This window comes from Streptomyces albipurpureus, assembly GCF_023701525.1.
GTDB lineage: Bacteria > Actinomycetota > Actinomycetes > Streptomycetales > Streptomycetaceae > Streptomyces > Streptomyces albipurpureus.
Window position 1 is genome coordinate 1 of record NZ_JAMQAW010000003.1, and the last position, 24,477, is coordinate 24,477.

A 24,477-nucleotide genomic window follows, 5' to 3' on the forward strand; every position below is an offset into this window, starting at 1 on the left:
TCGTCCAGTCGTTGCAGACCGTGGCCGAGGAAGTGCGCGTTCAGCTCATCTGACCGCGATCACGACACCTGTGGCTCCCGGGACAGCCCCAACACGCGCTCCGCGATGATGTTCTTCAGGATCTCGTCCGTGCGCCCCCGATCTGCAGTCCGAGACTGCCCAGCACGAACACGGTCCAGATGTTGTCGAGCAGCGCCTCCTCACCCAGCGCGAGGAAGGCCGTGTCGTCACCCGCGTCGTCCAGCACTCTGCGACCAGCAGCCGCACCAGCTCATCCAGCCGCTGCCCGGTCTGCTCCCACAAGGCTTCGGGGGCTTTCGGCGCGTGCGCCCTCAGCCACTTCTCCGCAGCCTCCTCCACGCTGAGCGACGCCTCATAGCCGGCAGCCATGGTGTCGATCAGCGGCGCCAAGTGCGCGGGCGGCGCCTGGAACGGGCTGCGCGCCACGTCGCCGAAGTATTCCTCGAAGAACCGCTCCGCCGCCTCCCACTGTTGCGACTGCTGTGCCTGCTCGACTCTGGGGGAGTGGGGATGCTCGTCGTCCTGGCTGATGGTTGGTACGTCCGCCCGGCGCGCGGCCGAAACGTCAGATCCGCTCCCACCGAGTCCCGTGGAAGCCTCGTGCCCATGCCCGATGAGGGGGGCTTTGGGGCGGATCATCACGTCTGCCGAGGGGGATCCCCTGTGAGGGACCGGATCGAGGACACCTTGCCTCCCGTGCCGTCGGCTGCGTGCGTGTCAGACCCCACGCCTACTATGCGCCGATGACCTCTGAACCCCATCTGCTTCTCGAAACCCCACTGCCACCAGGCCGAATGATCGCGTCCGATGACGTCAGCGGAGCCAGTCAGCCCCTCTGGCTGAGTGACGGGCCGGCCTCCGCCGGACTGTGGACGCGGATACGTGCCGAACACGTCCGCACCGGGCTGTGGCCGCTCCTGCTCGATTCCCAGAATCCTCGCGATGATGAGTTCCCGCCCTGGGGCTCGGGTGAACTGTCCCCCGAGCGCATGTCTTCACCCGGAGCCCACGACCCGGCCGAGCTCCTCGCACAGTGGTGGCGCGAGCACACTGCCGTGGACGAGGACGACGACACGCCTCCGCCCGGCGAGCGGCTGCGCGTCACCGCGCCCTTCGGGCAGCAATGGCCGGGCCTTGCCGCCGGCCGTCCGGCCGCATCCGATCCCGACAAGGAGGCCGACGAGCACGCTCACTTCTTCGTCTCCCTCCGGTCGCGAGTCCGGCTCGGGCTGGTCCCCGCAGCTTCAGGTGCTGACGCGCTCGCCGTTGTGGGATGGGAGGGGCCCGTCAACTATGACAACGACACCGCGAAGTTCTCCGCCGTACTGCGCAGTTGGGAGCAGCGCTTCGGCGCACGCGTCGTCGCCGCAGGGTTCGACACCCTCCACCTCAGCGTCGCCACACCCCCGACGCAGATGGAAGACGCCCTCCTCATCGCCGCGGAGCATTTCGCGTTCTGCCCGGACAACATCTGGCAGAGCTCCCATTTCCACACGCTGACCTCCTATGCCGAACGACTCGTCGACACCTACTTCTGGGACTTCTGGTGGGACTGACCCCACGTCAGGGGTGAGGAGGGCACCGAGCCGGGCACTCTGCGGCGGGGGAGGGGCGCGACGCTCCGGGGGCGGGGGCGGTCGGCCCTGGCTGCGGAGTCAGTAAGGGGGCAGCCACGGCTGTCGGCATCGGGTGCGGGGCGCGTCGACCGTCCTGCGGTGGCAGGGGCGTGTGAGGTGGGGCCTGGGCGGCTCTGTGTACGTTCGAGTGGTCTGCGGGGAGCCGGGCCCGTGAGAGATGACGGCACGGTAGGTGCGTCGTCTACCTTGACCGCCGTATCCCTATCGACCCGAATGGTGATAGATGAGACGAATGTGGACGGGAGTCGGAGTAGCGGTCGCGCTCGCCGCCGGAGCCGTCGTCTGGGTCGTCACCGCGACCCATTCGACCCCGGCATCGAACCATGACGCGTTCGACAACGCGAACGGCAACAGGCTCAGGGTCGACGTTTTGTTGGAGTCCGGTCTGTTGCTGGTCCGCCACCAGGACATCCCCAATGCCGAGATCACCTTCACAGGTCCTGGCCCTGGACCCGAAGAGCAAGTTCGCCTGGTACAACCTCGGTGTCCTCGCCCAGAACGAGGGCCGCCCGGGGGACGCCCATTAGGCGTACGACGCCGCACTGAAGACCGACTCGTCGTACACCTCGGCGCTCTTCAACAAGGCACTGCTGCTGGAGAAGAGCGACCCCGACGCGGCACTCAAGCTCCTGCGGAGAGCCGTCGTCGTCGTCGACCCCAAGGCGTCCACCGCCTACTTCCACATCGGCGAGACGCTGGCCCGCAAGGGCCGGGGCGAACAGGCGCGGGAAGCCTACCGCCAGGCCGTCGAGCTCGACTCCGCCCTGCGCTCCCATGTGCCGCAGGCGTTCAGGGAGTCGGTCGCCTCCAGCACCTCACCCGACGAGAGCACCGAAGCCACCGTGAACTCCGAGCCCCCAGGCAGGTAGCGCAGATGACGTCGACCACGAGACCCAAGTTCTCCATCTTCACCCCCAGCCACCGGCCACGGTTCCTGGACGAGTGCCTGGCCACGCTCCAGGCGCAATCCTGCCGTGATCGGGAGTGGATCGTCCTCCTCAACAACGGCGCCCGGTGGCGGCCCGAGCAACCCGACGAGCGGATCCGCGTGGAGATCGCCGACGACATCCGGGGCGTCGGAGCGACGAAGCGCAGGGCGTGTGAATGCCCCGTCTGTCGCTGAAGGCGTCGCTCGGCAGATCCTTGGAGCGCTCAGCCTGGTCGGTGCGCACCAAACAGAGCCTGCACGCCCTGGTCGCCACTGAGCTGTGGCTGACGAACTTGCCAAAGCTAGTCGCGGATTGGTGGGAGCCGACACCGGCCCGGGAGACCAGCCGAACGTGGAGGCGCTCGCCCATGATGTGAACATGTCCGCCGGGCACCTGAGTCGGCAGTTCCGGGCCGCCTACGGTGAGTCGCCGTACGCGTACCTGATGACGCGTCGCATCGAGCGGGCGATGGCGCTGTTGCGGCGGGGCGACCTCAGCGTCACCGAGGTCTGCTTCACGTTCGGCCGCGCGTCGCTGCGCACGTTCTCCACCCGCTTCAACGAACTGGTCGGCATGCCGCCCGGGGTCTTCCGCCGCCAGGCTGCGGATGCGGCGGCCGACCGGGCCGATACTGCGGGTACGGCCCGCGATGGGGGGCGGCGATCAAGGTGGAGGGGATGCCGGCGTGCGTGGCGAAACACGTCGCAAGTCCGGTCAGGAATCGAGAAGCCCCGGCCGCCGCGCAGCCCCTAGCGTGATGGTCATGGCAACCACCACTTCCATCGCAGCCAACATGTCCCTCGCGTCCGTCACCCTTGAGGTGGCCGACCCCGAGGCCGCCCGCCGCTTCTACAGCGCCTTCGGCGTGGACACCTACATACGCCTGCGGGCGTCGAAGGCGCACTCCACCGGATTCCGCGGCTTCACCCTGGCGCTCACGGTGTCCGGGCCAGCGACTGTCGACGGCTTCGTCGGCGCCGCCGTGGACGCCGGCGCCACGGTGCTGAAGCCCGCCGCGAAGTCGCTGTGGGGCTACGGTGGCGTCGTCCAGGCCCCGGACGGGACGATCTGGAAGATCGCGACCTCGGCGAAGAAGGACACCGGCCCCGCCACCTTCGAGATCGACGAGGTCGTCCTGCTGCTCGGCGTCGAGGACGTGAAGGCCACCAAGCAGTTCTACGTCGGCCAGGGCCTGACCGTAACCAAGAGCTTTGGTGGTAAGTACGCCGAGTTTGCCCCCGGTCAGTCCAGTCTCGTGAAGTTGGCGCTGTACAAGCGCCGTTCCCTTGCCAAGGACCTCGGCGTCCCCGCCGACGGCGCCGGCTCGCACCGCATCGTCCTCGGCAGCACCGCCGATACCTTTACCGACCCGGACGGGTTCGCCTGGAGCGGGCGCTAGCCGGGGCTCTGCGCTGTGCACCGGCGAGTCGGCGCAGTGAAGATCGTCCGATGCTGCTGTCGATGCCCGGAACCCTGTCGATGCGGTCCCGGCGCACGGGACACTGATGGGTATGAGAGTTGAGGTGGTCCCGGCCGCGGAGCGGGACAGGGATGTCTTGGGGAACCTGCTGCAGTTCTATCTGTATGACTTCTCTGAGCTGCGGGATCTCGATGTCACCCCGCAGGGTGGGTTCGCCTACCACTTCCTCGACGATTTCCTTAAGGAACGCGACCGGGAGGCGTGTCTCTTCAAAGCCGGTGAAATCCTTGTGGGCTTCAGTATGACCCGGCAACTGGACGACAGTTCACGGGAGATGAGCAAGTTCTTCGTACTGCGCCGCCATCGTCGCCATGGCATGGGCAAGGCCGCCGCCCAACAAGTCCTGCGACGTCACCCAGGCCATCGGACACTGTCCTTTGACCGTGCCAACCACGCCGCAGCCCACTTCTGGCCCCCACTCGTTTCCCACCTGGCCTCCGGACCCGTACAGCGCCGCGAAATCTATCCGCCAGATACCGCGTACGCCATGTCCTGCCTCCGGTTTCAGGTCCCTCAAGCTCCATGACACCGCAGTGCCGCTGGTCGCCTAGCTGAGCAGCGTGTGCGGCTCTCTTGGCACCTGAGGAGGATGTCGGCGAAGCCGAGGGTGTTTCCTCCCGCCCCGACGGTGATCACGTCCGTGCCCGCGCCCGCCGCCTCAACCTGGGGCGGCACCGGCGGGAAGGGGTAGTCGGGGCCTTCAGAGAAGGGCGGCACGTTACGGCCGATCGACTGCTGGCCCGGAAGGTGACGTCCCCGATCGTGGCCGCGCCGCAGCTGACGTTGGTCAGTTCGATGAGCGAGCTGAGGTCCCGGTCGATGACCTGGGGGTAGGACTGGTCGGTGCGCTGGCAGCCGTTCCTCGGGTACTCGAAACCGTCAGGCGGAGTCAAAGCACGGCCGGCCTGCCGCTGATCAGCCAGAGCTCTTCGAGGCAGGTGAGGAGATCGCCCTAGCCGTCACGGACATCGAATTGCCACAACGACGGCTGTCCCTCTCCAGGACAGAGAGCGTCCGGCCAGCGCCGCGCCGTCCATGTGACTCCTGGGCACGCTGCTCCTTTTTTGCCCAGCCCTCGGTTCAACACCTACCCGCCCACAGCACACGCCACTTCTTCCCAGCCTGCAGACGTTCCTCGTCTCGGTCCGGACAGATCCTGGACCGTCACATCGCCGCGACGTCCAGGTGATGCCAGTTGTTCTGGCATCAATACACTCCTCTCATCAGTGCTTATGGCGGGTGCTGCGACGGAGGACTGGGGGGAATGCGGTGTCGACGGCCGACATGCAGAGGGTCTGGAAGCCGTCTGCAACGGACCTCTGGGCGGGACGACGTCCCTTGTGGTGGACCGCTGGCCCGATGGGGGAGTTGGCTGTTCTCCTCGTTCATCGGCGGTACCTACACCGAAGCCGCCATGTGAAGGGTTGGGTAGGATGGGGCCCGCAGGTTCCGTTCGATGCGGTGCTGGTGATTCGCCAGGCTGACGGGTCGCTTCAACGCCGACCGATCAAGGACGTCCCGGTCAGGCCGAGCCACATCGCATTTCTCCCGGATTCCCGACTTCTCATGGCATGCGGTCGGGCGCGCAAGGAGGAGTTGGGGGCGTGGGGCCCGAACGTTGTGGTGTTCTCTCTGGACAGTGGTGAACAAGAGGCCACTTTCTGCATCGGCGACGACATCCCTGCTCTGGTGACCGATCGCGGGGGATCGATCTGGACAGCCTACGGAGATGAAGGCATCTACGGAGGGCATCCGGAGTCCGCTGCCGGTCTTGCCGGCTGGAGTCCCGAAGGTCAGGCACTGTGGGCCCCGGGAGGTCGCCTTCCCGACGTCCCTCTGGAGGGATGCACCGCTGCCACCGAGGGGGACCAGGTCTGGCTGATCTGGTATTCCGGCAGCCAGCGGGGAGGCACGTTCTTGACGCGGATCACCCCTTCGACGGGTGAGGTGACCAGTTGGCCCAGCCCCGTGGGCGCCCCGGACGGGTTCGCCGTGCGCGACCGTCGAGCAGTGCTGACCAAGCGCGTTCACAACCAGCGGGCAACCGAGGTGGTACGAGCTGAGTTGGATGGTGATACCTGGAGCGCGACCGAGCGGCGCAGGGTTCGAGTGCCAGGGAGGGTGGTCCTGCGCTGCGGTCAGGGGCGTGACGGTCTTCTGTGGCTCCGCGCGGGCGACACGTGGCTTCGTATCGACGCCTGACAGCGGCCGAAGCTGTGCGGGTCTGATCGGCGGGCTACGTCCGGCATCGGACGGGAGGCCCCGATACTTCACAGACTGGTCGCGAGCCTGCTGTTAGTGCTCATCCGAGACGTCGATTCGGGAAGCCCGTGGCTGTGCACGGAGGTCGACGAGTTGCAGGACATAAGCGTCCTGGAGTGGGTGGCAGCACGAGCGGTGTTTCGCTGATGCGCAGCGCGACGCACACCGCCGCCCAGCACAATGCGTGAGAGGTGCCGCGCAAGGTGATCGCCCACGGATAGCATCCAGCCGTCAGGCTGGGGGCGGACTCGTTGCGATCGCCGCACCCAGCTTCCCCTTGCTCCATCGCTGAAGTGGAATGAATGCCCTGTGAGCATCGCTCGGTCTGACGGCCGGTTGCAGCCCGCCCGTGCTGGTGACCCCACCCGGGTCGGTCCCTACCGGGTCGTCGACGGCGGGCTTGGCGAGGGTGGGTCCGAAGCGGGCGCGCGCCCGGTCCACGGCGGCTTCGAGGTGCAGTGCGCGGTCGTCGGCTGGGTCGAGGGTCATCTGGAGGGGTGTCGTGGCGGCGGGGCGCAGTGTTTCGGCGCGCAGGGTGAGTGCGCGGACGCGGGCGCGTTGCAGGCCCCGCGATGTGCACGGGACCACCTGGCTGACCTGGGCCGAGCTGGACACCACGGACTGGCAGGAGACCGACGCCTCAGGCACTCGAACCCGCGCCTCAGCCGCGGGGATCGACACTGACTGGGGCCGGGTCTGGAGCGTCATGCGCATCCTCAGCGAGGTCCACGGGGCCGAGAACGTACGCCTTGTCGTTTGGTTCCGCTGACTCGTGGTGGCGGTAGTGGTATGTGATGTCCGGCAGGTGCTCGCCGGCGGTATTGCCTGTGACCGACAGGACGTACACGTAGTCCTCCCCCTTGGTCAGCCCGCCGTGCCCTGCGTAGGCGCGGGCGATGGCCGTCCGGGTGAGGAGCATGGTGTGGCCCATGGGTGGCTTGCCGCTCTGGGGAGAGGGCCAGTACGTCCACCGTCGCCGGGGTCGTGGAGCCCCACCGGGGTGGCACAGTCCCACAGGGCGAGGTCGCCGTTCTTCACCAGGTCGGCGGACATTCCCGCGACCCAGCCGAGGCCGGTTTCCACCGCGCGCTGGTAGCGGACCGCGAGGGAGTGGGGCGGCAGGATGTCGTCACCGTCCGCATAGCAGACGTAGGGCGCGTTCTCCGGGGGGCGTGACCGTTGGTGTGACGTAGTAGATGGATGCCTCGTTACCCCTGTGTCTGGAGTTCTCAAGGGGTGGCGCTCTGCGGTGGACCGTTGTGATTGGTTCGTCGGGAGAGGGAGCAACGCGAGCGTTCTCGACGGCCGTCACCACGTACCGGTTGTTGAGGCGGACCAGCTCTGGCAGCAAGCTGTCCGGGCTCCCGGCCGCCCCGGCCCCGGCGTCGCCGGGCGGCGTGATCAGCCAGTCGGTGTCGAGGTAGAGCCGCAGCTCGCGCTCCGGGTCGCTCTCGGTGTCGAGGAAGGGCCACGCCTGGCGCTCACCCACCTCGACGACCAGCTTCCCCGGCAGGTGCTCAACGGTCATCGGGACCATCCCTTGCAGAAGTTACGCGTACGGGTTGGGGTACGGGGAGAGGCGCGGCTGCCGGTGGCGCACACCGCGCGGATGCGCGTGCGGAGGTGCGCCACTCTTTGTACTGGTATGGGGCTGCACGCCACCATTGTGCGGGGCTCGTCGTGCTCCGCTGCCGGAGGGAGATGTGCGCCCGCTCCCCCGCGGGCTGCCGGGGAGTGCTCGCCGCTGGTGAACGAGGCGAGCAGAGGGCGTTCGCCGTCCGGGCGGCATGGGTGGTGTGGGCTTCATCCGGCGGAGGGGTCGGCTTCGGGTACAAGGGCGGGGGGTTTTGCGCCAACTCGCTTGTTCTAAGCCCGAGTTAATGTGCGACGATCTTATGTTCAAGGGGTTCACAGCGGGCCCACAGCGGGCTCACAGCCGATGTCGGCGCTTCACCGTTCCCTTTCCGCTTCCGCGGTCTGCCCAGGAGGTCCGATTGCAGCCCAGACGTATCCCCGCTCTCCCCCGAGCGTTACGCCGTTCCCCTCTGCTCATCGCCTTTGCCCTCGGCTCGTTGCTCGTCGGGGCCACGCCATGGCTCGGCGTGGCGAGTACCGGGCCGGGCGGCGGCCCCGACGGGGCAGCGCTCCGGCCGGCGTCCGCACCAGTCGGCCAGCAGGCGGCGAAGGCGTCGCCGCACCACGCCGTGGCCCCGGCGAACGCCATGGAGCCCGCGGCTCCGCTACTCGACCGGACCGGATGGACCGTCACGGCGGGCGATGAGGAGACCGCCGCCGAGAACGGCCGCGCGGCCAACGTCCTCGACGGCAACGCGGCCACCATCTGGCACAGCAGGTACGCCGGCACCCCGGCCCCGCTGCCGCACAGCATCACCATCGACATGAACCGCACGGCGGTCGTCTCCGGCCTCGTCTACCTGCCCCGCACCGACGGCCCCAACGGGCGCGTCGGCGAGTACAGCATCAGCATGAGCGCGGACGGGCAGAACTGGGGCAGTCCCGTCGCCACCGGCACCCTCGCGGACGACGCCGCCGCCAAGACCCTCGGATTCGCCCCGACGGGCGCCCGGTTCGTCCGCCTCACCGCCGTCACCGAGGCCGGCAACCGCGGCCCGTGGACCACCGCCGCCGAGCTCAACCTGCTCGGCGACCCGGGAACCCCGGCAGCCACCGTCGACCTGCCCCGCACCGGATGGACGGCCACGGCGGGCGATGAGGAGACCGCCGCCGAGAACGGCCGCGCGGCCAACGTCCTCGACGGCAACGCGGCCACCATCTGGCACAGCAGGTACGCCGGCACCCCGGCCCCGCTGCCGCACAGCATCACCATCGACATGAACCGCACGACGGCCGTCTCCGCCCTCGTCTACCAGCCCCGCAACGACGGCCCCAACGGGCGCGCGGGCGCGTACACCGTTACCACCAGCACCGACGGGACCACCTTCGGCACCCCGGTCGCGGCAGGCACCTGGCGCGACGACGACACCGTCAAGACCGCCACCTTCACCCGCACCGCGACCGCCCGCTACGTACGCCTGACCGCGACCGGCGAGGCCGGCAACCGCGGGCCCTGGACCACGGCCGCCGAAATACGCCTGAGCGGACCGGCCAACCCGGCCACCCACGGCGCCTGGGACCGGATCACCGGATTCCCCCTCGTACCGGTGGCCACCGCCGTCCTGCCCGGCGACAAGCTCCTGGCCTGGTCGGCGTACGCGGTCGACCGCTTCGGCGGCAGCAACGGCTACACCCAGACCGCGATCCTCGACCTGAAGACGGGCAAGGTCACCCAGCGCCGCGTCGACAACACCGGCCACGACATGTTCTGCCCGGGCATCGCGATGCTCGCCGACGGCCGGGTCCTGGTCACCGGCGGCAGCAACGCGGAGAAGGCCAGCATCTACAACCCGGCCACCGACACCTGGTCCGCGACCAGCAACATGAACATCGCCCGCGGCTACCAGTCGATGACCCTGCTCTCCACCGGCGAGGCCTTCGTCCTCGGCGGGTCCTGGAGCGGAGCCCCGGGTGACAAGGCCGGCGAGGTCTGGTCCCCGAACACCTCCACCTGGCGCAAGCTTCCCGGCGTCCCGGCCACTTCGACCATGACCGCCGACCCGGCCGGCCCCTACCGCGCCGACAACCACATGTGGCTGTACGCCACTTCGGGCGGCAAGGTGCTCCAACTCGGCCCGAGCAAGCAGATGAACTGGATCACCACCGCCGGGAACGGCAGCATCACCCCGGCCGGCACCCGCGCCGACAGCCAGGACGCCATGACCGGCAACGCCGTCGCGTACGACATCGGCAAACTGCTCACCCTGGGCGGCTCGCCCGCGTACGACAACGTGCCCGCCACCCGGCGCGCGTACACCGTGAGCATCAACGGCGGCCAGGTCCAGGCCGCGCGTACGGGCGACATGGACCAGGCCCGCGCCTTCGGCAACAGCGTCGTCATGCCCGACGGCAAGGTCGCCGTCTTCGGCGGCCAGTCGTACCCCGTGCCGTTCAGCGACGCCACCTCCGTGCTGACCCCCGAACTGTGGGACCCGGCGACCGGCAGCTTCACCCCGCTCGCCACCATGGCCATCCCGCGGAACTACCACAGCGTGGCGAACCTGCTGCCCGACGGCCGGATCTTCTCCGGCGGCGGCGGCCTCTGCGGCGACTGCGCCACCAACCACGCCGACGGAGCCGTGTTCACCCCGCCGTACCTGCTCAACGCGGACGGCTCACCCAAACCGCGTCCCGCCATCACCGGCGGCGTACCGCCCCAGGCCCCCGCGGGCACCTCGCTCACGGTCACCACCGGCGGGCCGGTGGCCTCCTTCGTGCTGATGCGGGCGGCGGCCGCGACCCACTCCACCGACAACGACCAGCGGCGCGTCCCCCTGACCTCCACCCCCGCGGGCGCCAACACCCATACGGTCTCCATCCCGGCCGACAGGGGCGTCGTCCTCCCCGGCACCTACATGCTCTTCGCCCTCAACGCCCAAGGAGTCCCCAGCACCGCCCGCTTCATCACCATCCCCTGACCCCCACCACTCCCGACCACCACCTGAAACCCCCTCGCCCCGCCCCGCCCCGCCCCGTCGGGTTCCAATGAACGTCGCAACACCCGGGGCGGGGCGGGGCGAGCCCACCCCCGCGTGCCCGAGAAGGTGTCCTTCCCTTCCTGGGGACACCGAGGAACGTTCTGGACCATCCCCGCCCACACGGCCGCAGCCACCGAGGAACAACGTCGCGGGACGGCGCAGCAGGCAGCCGAGGAAGCCCGTTGGGAGGCAGAGCAGGCAGCGAAGAAGGCGAAGGCAGCAGCGTATGGGCGGTTTTGGAAACGGACCGGCATCGGCTCGCCATGGTGGCGGGCCTTCGAAACGATCGTGCGTGGAGCAATGGGCAGGGCCACGACACATTCTTCGGAGCGCCCTCGCACACGTACGGGGACGGCCGGCCCCTCTACGAGAAACGAGACGGCAAGCCGCATGTTGTAGCGGTGGCGCTCCCCGCCCGCCTTGGCGCGTGGGCAGAGACGACACCAGTGGTCGTGGACGACCTTGCTGGTCTTGAGCGTATGGCGCAGCTCGCCTTCTGCGACGTCAAGGTCTTCCTCGCGGCCCCGCCGACCGGGGCGTTCGAGACGCTCTGGGTGGGGCCTGGCACCGTCTACTGATACCGGCACCCGGCGACCCCGGCAAGGACACAGCAGGCCCCGTCCGACACGTCCTGGGTCCCGTCCAGTCCCTCCGCTCCGGCCAGCACCACCAGCAGCCGGGGCGCGTGGGCGCGGTACAGCTCGGCCACTGCTCCGGAGACAGCGATGAGCCACCGCCCAGGAGAGGACTGCGGCGAAGATGACCACGGCTGCTGGGCAAAGGTTCAACTCGGCCTGGGGAAGTGGCGCACAGCCGGCGAGCAGCAATTCCCGCGCGTGGGCTGGTCCGCCAGGTGCCGAAAGGGGCTCGCCCGCGGTGACCATGCGCCAGGTGGTCCTGTGGGCCTGGGCGAATGCGCGGATATGGGAGAACGGCGTTTCACGTGTGAGTCGTCCTTGCCGCTATCCGGTAGCTCCTGGCCCCAGGCCCCGGTGAGCGCGGGAGACCGTGTGGGAGTTGAGGGGCCTGGTCCCGTCCGGGGTGGCTGCCTGAGCGGGCCAGCGCGCCAGCTGGTGACCGGCGTGGTCGGAAAACGGCTGGGGACCCGTGGCTGCTCCAAGAAACGCCTTGTAACCCGAGGTTGTCAGAGACATCAGGCACACTGCGCCGTATGAAATCGGTGACCGCGCACGACTACGCCTGAATCCGCACCTCTCCACTTTTCCGCCAGATGATGGAGAGCGGGTACACCCTGACCCTGATACGGGGGCGTACCCCGCGCGAAGTGCTGCGCGCGATGGAGGCGGAACCGCGCGGCACGGGGGAGGGAACGGCCGGGCTGATCGAGGCGGACGAAGCTCACCGCGACGAACCAGAAACGGCGGATCTTGAAGGGATGGGCAGCACCTTCCCGAAACGGACAGACGCTCCTCCACCAGCCCCACTTCCCTGACCGCCGAGGCCGCCAGGGAAGTGGGACCCGCCGGGGAACGGGGGTCTGAGCGACGGGATTCAGTCGGTGCTGTCGGGGAGGTCGTGGAAGCTGGCCCGGGCGAGTTCCACACTCACCCGGACAACTCCCGTGCGCCCGTACCGGTTGTGGGGGACATGCAGTTCGGCGTGTTGCACGGCCGGCTCGGGCAGCCCATGCCGGGGGAAGAGGTGCGCGGGGTACTGGTCGGGATCGGGGGAGCGGGTGTAGCGGCCCGTTTTGGTGGCGGGGGTCGTGGAAGGCGGGCCGGTGCAGCATGACGACGGTCTCGGCATGCGCGAGGAGCGCCTTCTCGTGGACCCTGTCGGTGAGTTGGGGCCGGGGGTCGTCGCGGTAGAGCGGGGCGCGGGTGAGCTGCTCCACGACGACGACAGCCGCCTGCAATCGTCCGGCGAGCTCGTGGAGCTCTGCCACGATGTCGGCCATTTGCGCCGCCCGGTCCATGGCCCGAGTTCGCAGCGGTCCGTTCATGAGACCGAGGTAGTCGACGACGAGGAGGTCTAGGCGGCCGTGGTGTTGGAGCATGGGACCGCAGGCTCGTTCGATGTCGGCGACCGTGGGGGTGCTGCTGTCACCGCCGAGGGAGAGCAGGTGGCTGCGGTCGCGGATGCGGGCTGCGAACTCACGGATCAGGTCCCGCTCGGCCTCGTCCAGTTCGTGCTGGCGGACCTTCTCGGTGAGCAGGCCGGTCTCCGCGGAGATCAGCCGCTCCATGAGCTCGGCGTTCGACATCTCCAGGGACGCGACCTGCGCCGGACGGCCCTGGCGGAAAACAACATCCCTCGCAATTGCCAGGGAGAGCATCGATTTACCCATCGCTGTGCGCGCGGCGATCACTGTGAGCCGGCCGGGACGCAAACCGCCGCCGAGGAGAGAGTCGAGGGCGGTGAGACCGGTACGGACACGAGGACGGGGACTCTGCTGCTTGACGGTGCGCCGGTGGCTACCTTCACCAGCACGGCTGCGGCGTCGCGCATCAGCTTTGCGGGCATGATCTCGGACCACGGCGAGGCTTCCGTTCCTGCGGCACGGCCCGTGGTCCGCACCGCCGTCGGTCGCCCAAGGGCACACGGAAGGAGGGGCTCGTCGGCGTTGATGCGCAAGCACCTGGGGCTCAGCGCCCTCACCGACCACGGGACCGAAAGAGGGCTCGCACGGGCCGACACCAACGCACGGCCACCGCAGCGGATTCTAACCCAGCCCAGCACCTCAGCCCCGAACCCGAGCCGGAACGCCCACCTCACCAAGTGGTGTCACTGGGTGCCGGAGGCGCCGAGCGGTGGCGAGAGGCGGACGGTGACGATGTCGCCGTCATCCGCCTCGACCAAGCCCCGGCCGGGCTGGAAGCACTCGAGATGGGGGCGTCCGCAGGATGCCGGGGGCACCGGGTGCGTGCGTTCGGGTTCCCCGATCAGGCACCGCCCGGAGGGCACTTCGGGTACGGCATTGTCGGGGACACGCTGACCGCGGCCGATGGTGAGGGCAGGGGGAGTTGCTGCAGCTGACCGGTGCCAACGATCTGACCCAGGGATTCAGCGGCGGTCCGGTCATCGACCAGGAGACCGGCCTGGTGATCGGCATGGTCACTTCCATCACCTCCCCCGACGACCATCTCCGGGGCCTCGCAATCGCCTATGCCACACCGACCGAGGTACTGCGGCGGGTGGTCCCGGAGCTGGAAGTGTGGGGAGGTCGAGCCTTACCGGGGGCTGGAGGCGTTCACCGCGGACGACGCCGTCTGGTTCCACGGCCGGGACACCGCGGTGGAGAGTGCGCTGGCAACGCTTGCGGGACTGCCGCGAGTTCTGCTGCTGTTGGGACCCTCCGGGGCGGGCAAGTCCTCCCTCGTCCAGGCGGGTCTCCTGCCCGTCCTCCGCGACGGGGCGGTACCCGGAAGCGACCGCTGGCTCACGGTCTCCACCCGGCCCGCTGGTGACCTGCCCGCCAGACTGGAACACGCCGGGCTACCGGGCGCGATGTGCGACGGCATCCCCGCCGCGGCCCGGCACCGGCTGGCCGCCGAACCAAACGCGGAGCGCCTGCTCCTGATCATCGACCAGTTCGAGGAACTCCTCACCCAGCCCAGCACCGGCTCAATGCCGCGCTCTAGCACGGCACAGTCCCCCGCCGGAGGGGATCGGCCCCCTATCTGCGGCACTGTCCTAGCCGGACTGCTCGCCCTCGCCCTGACCGCAGCTGGTCTGGCCTGGCGGCAACAAGAGATCGCCACCACCGCGCAGCACGAGGCCCAGTCCCGGCAACTCGCAGCCCAGTCTGACACTCTGATCGGCACCAACCCCGACCTCGCCTCCCTCCTGGCCGTCCAGGCATACCCCACCAGCCCCACCGACGACGCCACCGCCAGCCTCTACCGCGCCGCAGCCCTCCCCATCAAGCAGATCCTTGGAGGCGAGGAGTATTGCGAAGTGTTCAGTCTCAAGGGCGGCATCCACGCCACCGACACCTCGGACAAGACGGTGCGGTTGTGGGACACGGTCACCGGTAAACACCGCCACACTCTCGCCGGCCACACCGACACGGTGAACGCGGCCGTGTTCAGTCCGGACGGCGCCACCCTCGCCGTCATCGGGAGTGGAACGGTGCGGTTGTGGGACACGGTCACGATGACCGGTAGAGACGTGGGCATCTCGTCGGTGACCCAGGCGAACTCCAGGGCTGAGAGCGTGGCTCCCTGGTCCGTCCATACGAGGATCTCGCCGACGTAGGCGCCGGACGGGTCATGGACTTGTGCGTCTACAGGCACGAGCTCTTTCGGCAGTGCTGCATGCTCGCAAGGTTCCCGGACCTGCAGGTCGACGCTCACGGAGTCGGGCCCCCAGACAGCGATCACCTCGGTGTGGTCCAGCTGACTCCGCAGTTGCGACGCGCCGACGAACTCCGCTGACAGGACGTGTTGAAGTACTGCGCGCTCGTCGGCGTTCAACGGGCGCGGGTCGACGGAAGGAGGAGCCATGTGCCCATTCTGAGGTGGCGGGGGCAATCAGCCCAACGCCTACACCGACCGTCGCCGGGGGCCGCCCGGCAGCGGCATCATGATCGTTCATGGGTGGGGATCTGTCGCAGCGGCTCGTGCCGGATGATCTATGGGCCATGGTCGAGCCGGTACTGCCGTCCTTCCGCTCGCGCCCGCAGGGCGGTGGCACCGCGCCGATCGACCAGCGTGCCGTGTTCACGGCCGTCGTGTACGTGCTGACCAGCGGGTGCGCGTGGCGGTATCTGCCACCGACGTTCGGAGTGTCGCCGGCGACGGCTCACCGGAGGTTCTCCGTCTGGACCGCATCCGGAGTGTGGCGTCAGCTGCACCGGGTGGTTCTGGACGAGATCGGAGCCCGCGGCGGACTGGACTGGAGCTCCGTGATCGTCGACGCGGCCTCGGTGCGCGCGAACGCTGACGGGTCCGAATCCGGTCGGCCGAGGCGAAGCGGGCAGCAAACTGCACGTTCTGACCGACGCGCAGGGGCTGCCTGTGGTCGTCGGGGTGTCCGCCGCGAACGTCAACGACGTCCAAGCGCTTCGCCCGCTCATCCTCGGAATCCCGGCCGTCCGCTCACGCCGCGGCCCCCGTCGGCGACACCCCGACAAGGTCCGGGCCGGCAGGGGTACCACTCGGCCGGCAACCTGGCGTGGCTACGCGAACGCAACATCACCCCACGGATCGCCCGGCCGGGCGTGGAGTCCTCCGAACGCCTCGGAAGGCACCGATGGAAGATCGAGAGGTCGATCTCCTGGCTGTTCGGATACCGCCGCATGACCGTCCGCTATGAACGCAAGGGCGGTCACTTCCTCGCCTTCCTCGGGCTCGCCGCAGTCATGACCTGCTACAAGAAGCTCTCCAAGATCGCCACGTGAGACACCGTCTTAGACGCCGCAGGGTGCGCCCTTCCCGCGCCCGGCGGCCTCCCGCAAGGCGTACTCGGGGGTCATCGAGAAGACCCGGCGGTAGGAACTGATGCCCGCTCCCGTCTTGTTGAAAGCCGTCACCCGGAAGGGGCGTCCGTTGTTGTCGATCGTCACCATCTTGCGTTCCCGGCCGATCACATAGGTGACCAGGAGCTGGAAAGAGACGAAGCTTCTTTTTGTCACCGCTCGCACCGCAATGGTCTCCTGCCCCTTTCCCTCCAGGTCGATCGTACTGCTGTAGAAGAAAGGTGGGCCGACTTCTTCCATTGTCGCGTCCGTCGAGCGGGCGACCGGCTTCGCGGTATCCAGGTCGAAGAGCATCTTCATATTTGGGCCGCCTGCTTGAGGGCCGACGCAGAAGAGGGTTCCGGACCAGGGACTGCCGCGCTCCACGATGTCGATTTCTATGTTCACGATCTTGATCTTCTGATTCCGCTCATTGGTCAGGAGGATGCTCGACGTCACTGACTCGACCTCGATGGCTTCCGCCGAATTTCTCACGATGTCGAAATATCTCTGAGTACCGATCGTGTAGGGAGTGGAGAGGAATCTGCGTTCGCTCGGCGAGGGAATGAATTCGTGCTTCGAGGCTGTGATCAGACCTTTGTCCGGCTGATCGAGGAGTTCGGTGTACACCGCGATGTTCCGGTCGACGCCATCCTGCGGTCCGCCGCCCGCGCCGCGACGGTCGTCCTGCACCGTCAGCGCACGATATCCATACAGAAGGACGAGGCCCATCGAGAAGGCCACGGCGCCGACGATCAGCACGCGGACGGCGCGGTGGGGGCGAGCGGATTCCGGCGGGGTTCTTGAAGCGGTGGCCGGGGGAGAGTCCGGAGAGGCCGGGTCAGGTCCGGCCGAACCGTCCTCGATCCGGGGCGGCTCGGCCCGGTCGGGGTTGTTCCGCTTCTCTCGCGCCTCCCTCGCGGTGACCCATCGGATACGGCACTCGTCTGCGAATCCGCCGTCTCCGGAAATGGCCCTGACGAGCTTCTGGGCATTGTCGTACGAGGGTAAGTGCCTTCCCCCGAAGGCATTCGAAATGGTGGACGTGGGTATGCCGGTCCTCTTGCGGAGATCCTTGTAGGTCAGCCACTCGTGGCTGGCGCGCACTTCACGCAGCCACTTCGCGAATTCTTCCTCGGCCCTGCTTGCGCTGCCGTCCATCCCCCACCCCCGACGCTCCGAAAAGGTACTGCACCCTACCGGCGGAGGTCCGGGCCCGTCCGAGGTTCGCCGGACTCGTCCGACCTGCTCGATCCGAGGTGCCCCGGCGCGGCTGACTGAAGGCGTTTCCGCCTCCGCGCCGGGCAGTGCGCGCTGCCCGGCGCGGACAGCCTTCGAGGAGAGCCAGTCCATGAGTCGACGGCGCCGTGCGCACCGACCTCCCGCTTTTCCCTGTTCCGCCGCCGAAATGATCGAGTTCCTCAAGAGCCGGGGATTCCGTATGGTTCGCGATGGCACGCATTGTGTCCTTCGTGATGGAAATAGCCGGACGGTGAGCGTGCCCAATCATGCGCAGATAGCGAAAGGGACCCATTATCAGATCCTCCGGAGCGCGCTCGATCCGTCGTAGTGATGCCGGGGTGATCGGCTCGTGCGATCTGCCCGTGGCGCGGTGCGGACCCGCCGGATAGACTGCCGCCCCGGCCGTTTCGGTGGGCCGGACGCGGGCCGGGTACGCCGCCGGCGGTCCCGGACTCAGTATCGCTCGCGGTCGGCGGCGCATGCCCTTCGCGCATCGGACCCGGCCATGGCTTCGGCGCCTCGATTCCCGCGAAAGGCCATGGAATCGAGGAGAGGGAATTGTAATGGGGCGAAGAAGGGGGATTTCCCTTGTTCTGGTCGTGCTCGCCGCCGGTCTCTTAACGGGCCATTTCGTGTTCCCGGCCGCAGAGCGCGACCCCGATGCCAAGCCGCCGAAACAGCGTGAGAAGGCTCGCCCCGCGGCCGGAGAAAAGCCCCGGGTGTCCGTGGGTATCCGCCTCGGTGAAACGGGCAAGGACGAGAGCTGGACCCTGATGGCCTCCGAGGAGATCGCCCGGCGCGATCCTCCCGCCAAGGTGGCGGACTGCCGTGAAATGCGCCGATGGGCGCTGGCCCAGGGAGCCGTCCCCACTTGGCGTGTGCTGCACACCCTCGACATCTCCGCGAACTTCGCCACCGACGTTCGCATCTCGTCCATGGCTCTGGAGAGGGACGATTCCTACAAACCGCGAGATCCCGCCCTCGCTCCGGTCGCCAGGCTTTCCTGTCTCCCGCGTCGCAGTTCGCGAATGTCCTGGCGCGACCCTGAGGCTGTATCGGTCGTCGACGGCGAGGAATACCTGCCGAACCCCAACGCGCGCCGGAAGTACAAAGTGAGCCGGTTGAAAGGAGCCCGCGAGAACGTCCTGGTCGACCTCGCCGGTTCGCCCGGCTCCTTCACCTACCGGCTGAGGATCGGTCTCGTAACGAGCGTCGGGCTCCATGAAGTCGTCGCCTCCGGCGACGCCGGCCCCCTGGTGGGCAGCGAGGACGGGGCGGGCATGGGGTACTGGCCCGCTCAGTACACCTGGACGATGGCACCGACACGCACGCTCAAACAGTGCCCGGAAGTGCGGGACGTCCGACCCGGTCAGGTGGCGAAGTGCTTCTGATCCCGGCGCCCGAACGCATGCCCATGATCCGGTGAACCGCCGTTAACCCGGAAGATGTCCACATGCCGCGGCAGTCCGAGTCCGCGTCTCAGCCCGCCGAGCGGGCTCCTGCCGGTCCGGCAGGAGGAGGGGTTACTACGGCGGTGGCGCCGCGGGGCTCTCCCCGACTGGCACGGGCCGGGCGGTGACCTGAGGTGGACCCGAGCGGGGATGGTCCTCCTCGATGGGGTCTGCGGGCGTCCGAAGCGCACTCCACCGGATTCCGCGGCTTCACCCTGGCGCTCACGGTGTCCGGGCCGGCTACCGTCGACAGCTTCGTCGGCGCCGCCTTGGAAGTGGGCGCCGCGGTGCTGAAGCCCGCCGCGAAGTCGCTGTGGGGCTGCGGAGGCATCGTCCAGGCCCCGGACGGGACGATCTGGAAGATCGCGACCTCGGCGAAGAAGGACACCGGCCCCGCCACCCGCGAGATCGACGAGGCCGTCCTGCTGCTCGGCGTCGAGGACGTGAAGGCCACCGAGCAGTTCTACGTCGGCCAGGGCCCGACCGTGGCCAGGAGCTTCGGTGGTAAGTACGCCGAGTTCACCCCCGGTCAGTCCAGCCCCGTCAAGCTGGAGCTGTACAAGCGCCGTTCCAGGAAGGCGGAGCCGTTCAGGCTGCCGATCTACATGACCGCGCGGCCGAGCGGGCTGGGACGGCCCTGGCCCGCGAGGACGGGCAGTATCTGGGAGGCGCGTACCGTTCCCTCGCGCAGGGAGCCTGCCAGACGCAGCAGGTCGTCCCAGTTCTCGGTGATGGTGCGCGTGCGGATGCGGCCGGTGGTGAGCGGGTTGAACGGGCCGTAGTCGGCGGCCGGGTCGGCACGGTAGCGCGGGGTGTGCCCGGCGTCCGCCAGACGTGGGGAGAACTGGTAGCCCAGGAGCCGGAACAGCCCGAAGATCATTGCGGAGGCATCTGCGGTGTCGGTGGCTGTCTCGGTGGGGTTCAGCGAGGTGGGCTGGTCGAGGATGCCGTCGAGCAGAGGGAGGCTCTCACGACGGGTGCCGGGGATGACGACGTGGTTGAAGCCGCTGTACTGGTCCCAGAGGTAGTTGTAGAGCGTGATGCCTCTTGCGGCGAAGTGCTTCGGGTTCGGTCCGGAGTTGAGGACCCGTAGGGGGGTGGCGAAGCGCAGACCATCGGCGGAGGAGAGTTCGCCGCCGCCCCAGTTCCCCGACGATGGGCAAGGTGGCCTGGTAGTCGACGAGGACGGCGTTGGCGAGGCGGAGTGTTTCGTCGCGTGGGTAGCTCTGCTCGACCCGGAACAGCTGGTCGCGGGAGCGGCCGGGCTCCTCCTCGCAAACCATCGGGAAGCCACCGCGGAGGCCCGGGATCTCGTGGAGGAGTCGCGCACTCAGGGACATGCAGGAGCGTTGCAAGCAACTGGGGGAGGGTGTTGGGTACGCCCTGAAGATGTTGGGCACTCTGCTTCAGGGTGACCCGCTGCTGGGCAGTCCACTGGGTGTCCCGTCCCTCTACATCGAGCAGGTCGACGGCGGGACCCTCGAAGGCTGCCCGGAATTGGGGTCCGAGTAGGAACGGAACAGAAAACCGGTGTAGCCGTCAAATCTTTTGACGGGCCGTGAGGTGGGCTTCGGCTTCTGCGCTCACGAGGCCGCCTCTGCCTCCTGCTCGGCTTCCGCGAGTGCCCGGTACACCGAGGCGACCGAGGGGTGCTGGTCCTTGTTCTTGCCGGTCTTGATGGTGAGCTTCTTGGCGATCTCTGGGACGGGGATGCCCTTGTCCTTGAGCGCCTGGGCGAAGGTGAGCATGTCGTCGTCGATGACTTTGGGCCGTCCGCCGTGGTTGCCCTTCGACGCGGCGGACACCTGGCCTTCGAGGGTCTTCTCCCGGATGTAGTTGCGCTCGATCTGTGCGGCGGCCGCGAGTACGGCGAAGAACATGGCGCCCATGCCGTTGGGGTCGTGGATGCCGGTGAGCGGGCCGGTGAGGAGTTCGAGCTGGACGCCGGCCGCCTGGAGCTGGCCGGAGAGCGTCATCAGCTCGGCGGCGTTCCGCGCGAGGCGCTTGAGCTCGTGGACAGCGAGGATGACCTCCTTGTCGGGGGCGGCCTCCTTGATGTCGTACGCCAGCTTCAGCGCCTTCTCCAGCTCCGGCCGCGTCTTGATCCTCGTGCTGATCTTCTCGGAGTAGACGCTCTTGCAGTCGGCGCGGGCGAGCGCGTCGAGCTGGGACTGCAGTTCCTGCGTCGCGGTCGAACAGCGGGCGTACCCGATCCGGATGGGCCTGGCCGGCGGGGCGGCGGGCATCTCCTCGACCGGCGGCCCCGGCTTCCACGCTCGTCCAGGGCCGCGGTCTTCGGGAACAAGAACTTCGAGTTCCTCGCGGAGCGCGGGCACGAGGATGAAGCGGGCGGTGTGGTACTTCGTGGTGGTCTTGCCGCCGCGGGTGCGGCACGGACTCCCGCCGGGCACCTCTCACTTGGGGTAGTCGTGGCGTTCTGCCGCATTTGCGGCTTGATCGGGCGTCAGCTGCATGAGATCAGACTCTCAGAAGTGCTTCGCAGAACGCCCAGATTCTGACAGGAGTTGTGCGAACGGCGACCTGCGGAAACGTGGTCGCTCCGGGGGCGTTCTCAGAACTCTCGCATCTGGTCATTTGTGAGAATGCCCTTGTGTCACGCGGACGTGACGGCCTGGTTCCGCGTGACCGCGCCGGACGTGGCACCCCGTGTTAGGGGTCAGGCGCGGCGGGTGGCCCAGACGGTGCGTTCGGTGCGTACCGTCAGGTCGTCGCGGCGCAGGATGCTGTGCGGGCTGGTGGTGTCGAGGAGCCGGTCGAGCGCGGAGAGGTCCTCGGGGGAGAGCCTGTCGGCGATGACGCTGCGGATGCGCTGCAGGACGCCGAGGGCGTAGCGGCCGATCGCTTCGCTGCGGTCGCCCTCGATGTCCACGGCGATGGTGCGTTCGTCCTCGACGGTGAAGCCGGCGGCGGTCAGCATCGGGCCCCAGTCGGCGCCGCGGTGGGGCATGCGTTCGGCTTGGCGGCGGTCGGCTGCGGCGTGGACGCGCTCTTCCAGGCCGGGCCGGTCCTTGGGGGCATTCTCGGGCAGGAAGCGGGGGTGGCCGGCCAGTTCGACGACGGCGAACAGGCCGTTGGGCGCGAGCGCGTCGTGGACGGTGCGCAGCGCGCGCTCGGGGTGGGCCATGTGGTGCATCGATGCCGATGCCCAGATCAGGTCGGGCGAGCCGAGGTCGGGCCAGGCGTCGTCGTCGAGGTCAGCCTGCACGGTGCGCACGCGTCCCTCGACGCCGCGGGTGCACGCCTTGGTGTGCAGGCGCTGAAGGTGTTCGGCGGACGTGTCGACGGCGGTGACGTGCGCGTCGGGGAAGCGGTCGAGGAGGGCGAAGGTGCCCGCGCCCGTGCCGCAGCCGAGGTCCACGATGTGGCCTGGGGCGGTCTTCAGTGGCAGCGACGCGGTGATGGAGGCGGTGTGCTCGGCGAGGACCTCGGCGTCCAGGTCGAGGATCTCCGCCTGACCGCTGGTGTCCTGCTCGTGGTGGTGGCCGTGCGAAACGCCGTGGTGGGGGGTGTGCGTGTGTGCCTGGTTCATGCTCTTCACCCTAGGTCGACTATGCGTCAGAGGCTCACTGTCTCCCTATTTGCGCAAGGCGATGGCCGTAAGTGCTGCCTGACGCGCAAAAGGCCACCACTGCGGAGGTCGTCGTGCGGCTCGCGCCGTCATTCGGGAGCGCCTTGAGCGTCGCTGCCGTCGCCGTCATCGCGCTGGTGGCCGCGGCGGGCGTCGTGGTCGAAGAGGCCCAGGATCTCGCAGGGTCCGCCCTCGGTGCCGATCGCGTGCGGCATCATCGTGGGGAACTCGGCGGCCTGGTTGGTCTCGATGCGGAAGCGGCGCTGGCCGAGCATGAGGATCGCAGTGCCGGACAGTACGACGAGCCACTCGCGTCCCGGGTGGGCGCGCATGCGGGCGGGGTTGTCGGGCGGGGGGGCGGTCAGGCGCTGGCGCACCACGCTCATGCCGGGGTCGGCCTTCAGGGTCCAGCGCATCCGGCCGTGGGCGCTGTCGACCGTGGGGCTGGTGATGACGTCGTCGGTGGCGGTGTCCACGAGCTGGTCCAGCGTGGTGTCCAGGGCGCGGGCGAGGGTGACCAACTGGTCCAGTGCGAGGCGGCGCTGGCCGTTTTCGATACGGCTCAGCGAGGACTGACTGAGGTGGGAGCGGGTGGCCAGTTCTTCCAGTGACAAGCCCTGCGCCACCCGCAGGGCGCGGATTCGTTTGCGTACGAGGCTGTCCAGCTCTCCACTTTCTTGCGTCATGGGCAACATTGTATGCCTTCGGTGCAATGTGGGGTTAGCGTCGTGTGCAGATGGTCCGCACCCCCTGGGACCACGCACGACGAAAGCAGGAGGACATGGCTGTGACGACTTCTCCGTACGCGAGCGACGCACTGCCCGGTGGGACCGTCGACGCAGTGGTGATCGGCGGGGGTGCCGCAGGGCTGAACGGTGCGTTGATGCTGGGCCGCTCCCGCCGGTCGGTTGTCGTGATCGACGGCGGATCCCCGCGCAACGCGCCAGCTGCGGCCATGCACGGCTTCATCGTGCTGGACGGTACCGAGCCGCGCGAGATTCTTCGGCGGGGCCGGGAGCAGGTGCGCCAGTACGGCGGGCGCATCGTCTTCGGCGAGGTGGCCTCTGCCGCCCCGGCCGCCCCGTCGGCCGACGAAGACTTGCGTTTCACCCTCACCCTTGCCGACGGCCGCAGCATCACCGCGCGCCGCCTCCTGGTGGCCACGGGTCTGCGGGACGTGCTGCCCGAGGTCCCCGGGCTCGCCGAGCACTGGGGAGACAGCGTGGTGCACTGCCCGTACTGCCACGGCTGGGAGGTCCGCGACCAGCCCATCGGCGTCCTCGCCACCGGCCCCGCCTCCCTCCAGCACGCACTCCTGTTCCGCCAGCTGACCGAGGACCTGACCTACTTCACCCACGGCACTGCCCTGGATGAGGACACCCGCGCCCGCTTTGCCGCCCGCGGTATCCGCATCATCGACACCCCGGTGCAGGAGGTTGTCGACCACGAGGACGGCACCCTGGCCGGGCTGCGCCTGACCGGCGGCCAGGTCGTGGCCCGCCGCGTCCTCGCGGTCGCCACGCAGATGCATGCCCGCACCGAGGGCCTGGACGCGCTGAAGCTGCCGATGGAGGACCTGCCCGACCACATGGGTCGCCGCTTCGCCTCCGGCATGGCCGGCACCACCGAGGTGCCGGGCGTGTGGGTGGCAGGCAACGCCACCGACCTCTCCGCCCAGGTCGGCGCCTCCGCCGCGGCCGGCGCCCTGGCCGGCTCCCACATCAACGCCGTGCTGGTCACTGCGGACACCGACGCCGCGCTCGCCGCCGCGCGGGGTGAGACGCCCGCCCCCTGACATCCCCCTGGGCCCGGCCGGCTGGCCGACCGAACCCGC

General features: G+C 68.6%; 27 protein-coding genes and 3 pseudogenes. 18 read left to right on the forward strand and 12 right to left on the reverse strand.

Features of this window, described 5'->3' with window-relative positions:
* Positions 1–115: 115 nt before the first annotated feature.
* The gene (locus NBG84_RS40445) at positions 116–247 is read right to left on the reverse strand and encodes a hypothetical protein (protein WP_285366331.1); all 132 of its coding nucleotides are present in this window, start codon (positions 245–247) and stop codon (positions 116–118) included.
* A gap of 517 nt (positions 248–764) precedes the next feature.
* Here NBG84_RS40445 and NBG84_RS03385 point away from each other — a divergent pair.
* The 8 genes from NBG84_RS03385 to NBG84_RS03410 all read left to right on the forward strand — a co-directional run bounded on the left by NBG84_RS03385 (position 765) and on the right by NBG84_RS03410 (position 6,269).
* Entirely contained in the window at positions 765–1,577 is an 813-nt protein-coding gene (locus NBG84_RS03385) for a DUF4253 domain-containing protein (RefSeq protein WP_250917733.1), read from the forward strand.
* Between the two features lie 497 nt (positions 1,578–2,074).
* Complete coding sequence (locus tag NBG84_RS40450) at positions 2,075–2,185, forward strand: tetratricopeptide repeat protein (protein WP_285366332.1); 111 nt, start codon at positions 2,075–2,077, stop codon at positions 2,183–2,185.
* Positions 2,186–2,287: 102 nt separating this feature from the next.
* Positions 2,288–2,527, forward strand: a complete 240-nt coding sequence (locus NBG84_RS41435; RefSeq protein ID WP_425608568.1) for a hypothetical protein — start codon at positions 2,288–2,290, stop codon at positions 2,525–2,527.
* Between the two features lie 5 nt (positions 2,528–2,532).
* Complete coding sequence (locus NBG84_RS03390; protein WP_250917734.1) at positions 2,533–2,781, forward strand: hypothetical protein; 249 nt, start codon at positions 2,533–2,535, stop codon at positions 2,779–2,781.
* Between the two features lie 184 nt (positions 2,782–2,965).
* Positions 2,966–3,340: a helix-turn-helix transcriptional regulator gene (locus tag NBG84_RS03395; RefSeq protein WP_425608569.1), complete on the forward strand. Its 375-nt coding sequence runs from the start codon at positions 2,966–2,968 to the stop codon at positions 3,338–3,340.
* A 4-nt stretch (positions 3,341–3,344) separates the two neighbouring features.
* Positions 3,345–3,986, forward strand: a complete 642-nt coding sequence (locus NBG84_RS03400) for a glyoxalase (protein ID WP_250917735.1) — start codon at positions 3,345–3,347, stop codon at positions 3,984–3,986.
* A 112-nt stretch (positions 3,987–4,098) separates the two neighbouring features.
* Complete coding sequence (locus tag NBG84_RS03405; protein ID WP_250917736.1) at positions 4,099–4,593, forward strand: GNAT family N-acetyltransferase; 495 nt, start codon at positions 4,099–4,101, stop codon at positions 4,591–4,593.
* 1,391 nt (positions 4,594–5,984) lie between these two features.
* Complete coding sequence (locus NBG84_RS03410; protein ID WP_250917737.1) at positions 5,985–6,269, forward strand: hypothetical protein; 285 nt, start codon at positions 5,985–5,987, stop codon at positions 6,267–6,269.
* 291 nt (positions 6,270–6,560) lie between these two features.
* On the opposite strand, the gene NBG84_RS03415 is transcribed toward NBG84_RS03410, so the two are convergent.
* From NBG84_RS03415 to NBG84_RS03425, 3 genes are all read right to left on the reverse strand, one after another.
* Positions 6,561–7,037, reverse strand: a complete 477-nt coding sequence (locus tag NBG84_RS03415; RefSeq protein WP_250917963.1) for a hypothetical protein — start codon at positions 7,035–7,037, stop codon at positions 6,561–6,563.
* Complete coding sequence (locus NBG84_RS03420; protein WP_250917738.1) at positions 6,991–7,260, reverse strand: hypothetical protein; 270 nt, start codon at positions 7,258–7,260, stop codon at positions 6,991–6,993. Before NBG84_RS03420 ends, NBG84_RS03415 begins: the two co-directional genes overlap by 47 nt.
* Before the next feature lie 198 nt (positions 7,261–7,458).
* Positions 7,459–7,857 (reverse strand): hypothetical protein, encoded by a 399-nt coding sequence (locus NBG84_RS03425; RefSeq protein WP_250917739.1) that lies wholly within the window; start codon positions 7,855–7,857, stop codon positions 7,459–7,461.
* Between the two features lie 466 nt (positions 7,858–8,323).
* Between NBG84_RS03425 and NBG84_RS03430 the strand changes: the two genes are divergently transcribed.
* Together NBG84_RS03430 and NBG84_RS03435 are read left to right on the forward strand one after the other, a co-directional pair.
* Entirely contained in the window at positions 8,324–10,882 is a 2,559-nt protein-coding gene (locus NBG84_RS03430; protein ID WP_250917740.1) for a galactose oxidase family protein, read from the forward strand.
* 461 nt (positions 10,883–11,343) lie between these two features.
* Complete coding sequence (locus NBG84_RS03435; RefSeq protein ID WP_250917741.1) at positions 11,344–11,520, forward strand: hypothetical protein; 177 nt, start codon at positions 11,344–11,346, stop codon at positions 11,518–11,520.
* Here NBG84_RS03435 and NBG84_RS03440 read toward each other — a convergent pair.
* Positions 11,514–11,651: a hypothetical protein gene (locus NBG84_RS03440; RefSeq protein WP_250917742.1), complete on the reverse strand. Its 138-nt coding sequence runs from the start codon at positions 11,649–11,651 to the stop codon at positions 11,514–11,516. The two genes, NBG84_RS03435 and NBG84_RS03440, sit on opposite strands and share 7 nt — an antisense overlap.
* Positions 11,652–12,173: 522 nt before the next feature.
* On the opposite strand from NBG84_RS03440, the gene NBG84_RS03445 reads away from it, so the two are divergent.
* Entirely contained in the window at positions 12,174–12,395 is a 222-nt protein-coding gene (locus tag NBG84_RS03445) for a DUF6461 domain-containing protein (RefSeq protein ID WP_285366333.1), read from the forward strand.
* A 59-nt stretch (positions 12,396–12,454) separates the two neighbouring features.
* Here the strand turns inward: NBG84_RS03445 and NBG84_RS03450 are convergent, their stop codons facing one another.
* Positions 12,455–12,709 carry a hypothetical protein gene (locus tag NBG84_RS03450; protein ID WP_250917743.1) on the reverse strand — a complete coding sequence of 85 codons (255 nt, stop codon included), beginning with the start codon at positions 12,707–12,709 and terminating at the stop codon, positions 12,455–12,457.
* A gap of 10 nt (positions 12,710–12,719) precedes the next feature.
* Positions 12,720–13,568, reverse strand: a pseudogene (locus NBG84_RS41440) (DnaB-like helicase C-terminal domain-containing protein); the annotation flags it as partial.
* Positions 13,569–14,068: 500 nt separating this feature from the next.
* Between NBG84_RS41440 and NBG84_RS03460 the strand changes: the two are divergent.
* Together NBG84_RS03460 and NBG84_RS03465 are read left to right on the forward strand one after the other, a co-directional pair.
* Complete coding sequence (locus NBG84_RS03460; protein ID WP_250917745.1) at positions 14,069–15,160, forward strand: nSTAND1 domain-containing NTPase; 1,092 nt, start codon at positions 14,069–14,071, stop codon at positions 15,158–15,160.
* A gap of 337 nt (positions 15,161–15,497) precedes the next feature.
* Positions 15,498–16,304, forward strand: a pseudogene (locus NBG84_RS03465) (IS5 family transposase).
* A 9-nt stretch (positions 16,305–16,313) separates the two neighbouring features.
* Here NBG84_RS03465 and NBG84_RS03470 read toward each other — a convergent pair.
* Positions 16,314–17,123, reverse strand: coding sequence for a hypothetical protein (locus tag NBG84_RS03470; protein WP_250917746.1), 810 nt, complete (start codon positions 17,121–17,123; stop codon positions 16,314–16,316).
* 646 nt (positions 17,124–17,769) lie between these two features.
* Here NBG84_RS03470 and NBG84_RS41445 point away from each other — a divergent pair.
* The 3 genes from NBG84_RS41445 to NBG84_RS03480 all read left to right on the forward strand — a co-directional run bounded on the left by NBG84_RS41445 (position 17,770) and on the right by NBG84_RS03480 (position 19,836).
* On the forward strand, positions 17,770–17,931 hold the full coding sequence (locus NBG84_RS41445) for a type II toxin-antitoxin system HicA family toxin (protein WP_425608562.1): 162 nt from the start codon (positions 17,770–17,772) through the stop codon (positions 17,929–17,931).
* A gap of 235 nt (positions 17,932–18,166) precedes the next feature.
* Positions 18,167–18,994, forward strand: coding sequence for a hypothetical protein (locus NBG84_RS03475; RefSeq protein ID WP_250917747.1), 828 nt, complete (start codon positions 18,167–18,169; stop codon positions 18,992–18,994).
* Positions 18,995–19,188: 194 nt separating this feature from the next.
* A complete protein-coding gene (locus tag NBG84_RS03480; RefSeq protein WP_250917748.1) occupies positions 19,189–19,836 on the forward strand; it encodes a VOC family protein in 648 nt (215 codons plus the stop codon).
* Here NBG84_RS03480 and NBG84_RS41450 read toward each other — a convergent pair.
* Positions 19,722–20,384, reverse strand: a pseudogene (locus NBG84_RS41450) (Tn3 family transposase); the annotation flags it as partial. The gene NBG84_RS03480 and the pseudogene NBG84_RS41450 overlap by 115 nt on opposite strands.
* A gap of 8 nt (positions 20,385–20,392) precedes the next feature.
* Here NBG84_RS41450 and NBG84_RS03485 point away from each other — a divergent pair.
* The gene (locus NBG84_RS03485) at positions 20,393–20,566 is read left to right on the forward strand and encodes a hypothetical protein (RefSeq protein ID WP_250917749.1); all 174 of its coding nucleotides are present in this window, start codon (positions 20,393–20,395) and stop codon (positions 20,564–20,566) included.
* Positions 20,567–20,637: 71 nt separating this feature from the next.
* On the opposite strand, the gene NBG84_RS03490 is transcribed toward NBG84_RS03485, so the two are convergent.
* From NBG84_RS03490 to NBG84_RS03500, 3 genes are all read right to left on the reverse strand, one after another.
* The gene (locus tag NBG84_RS03490) at positions 20,638–21,465 is read right to left on the reverse strand and encodes a recombinase family protein (protein WP_250917750.1); all 828 of its coding nucleotides are present in this window, start codon (positions 21,463–21,465) and stop codon (positions 20,638–20,640) included.
* Between the two features lie 266 nt (positions 21,466–21,731).
* Positions 21,732–22,604 carry a class I SAM-dependent methyltransferase gene (locus NBG84_RS03495; RefSeq protein WP_250917751.1) on the reverse strand — a complete coding sequence of 291 codons (873 nt, stop codon included), beginning with the start codon at positions 22,602–22,604 and terminating at the stop codon, positions 21,732–21,734.
* A 128-nt stretch (positions 22,605–22,732) separates the two neighbouring features.
* A complete protein-coding gene (locus tag NBG84_RS03500) occupies positions 22,733–23,338 on the reverse strand; it encodes a helix-turn-helix domain-containing protein (protein ID WP_250917752.1) in 606 nt (201 codons plus the stop codon).
* A gap of 86 nt (positions 23,339–23,424) precedes the next feature.
* On the opposite strand from NBG84_RS03500, the gene NBG84_RS03505 reads away from it, so the two are divergent.
* Positions 23,425–24,438 (forward strand): NAD(P)/FAD-dependent oxidoreductase, encoded by a 1,014-nt coding sequence (locus NBG84_RS03505; protein ID WP_250917753.1) that lies wholly within the window; start codon positions 23,425–23,427, stop codon positions 24,436–24,438.
* Positions 24,439–24,477: the final 39 nt, after the last annotated feature.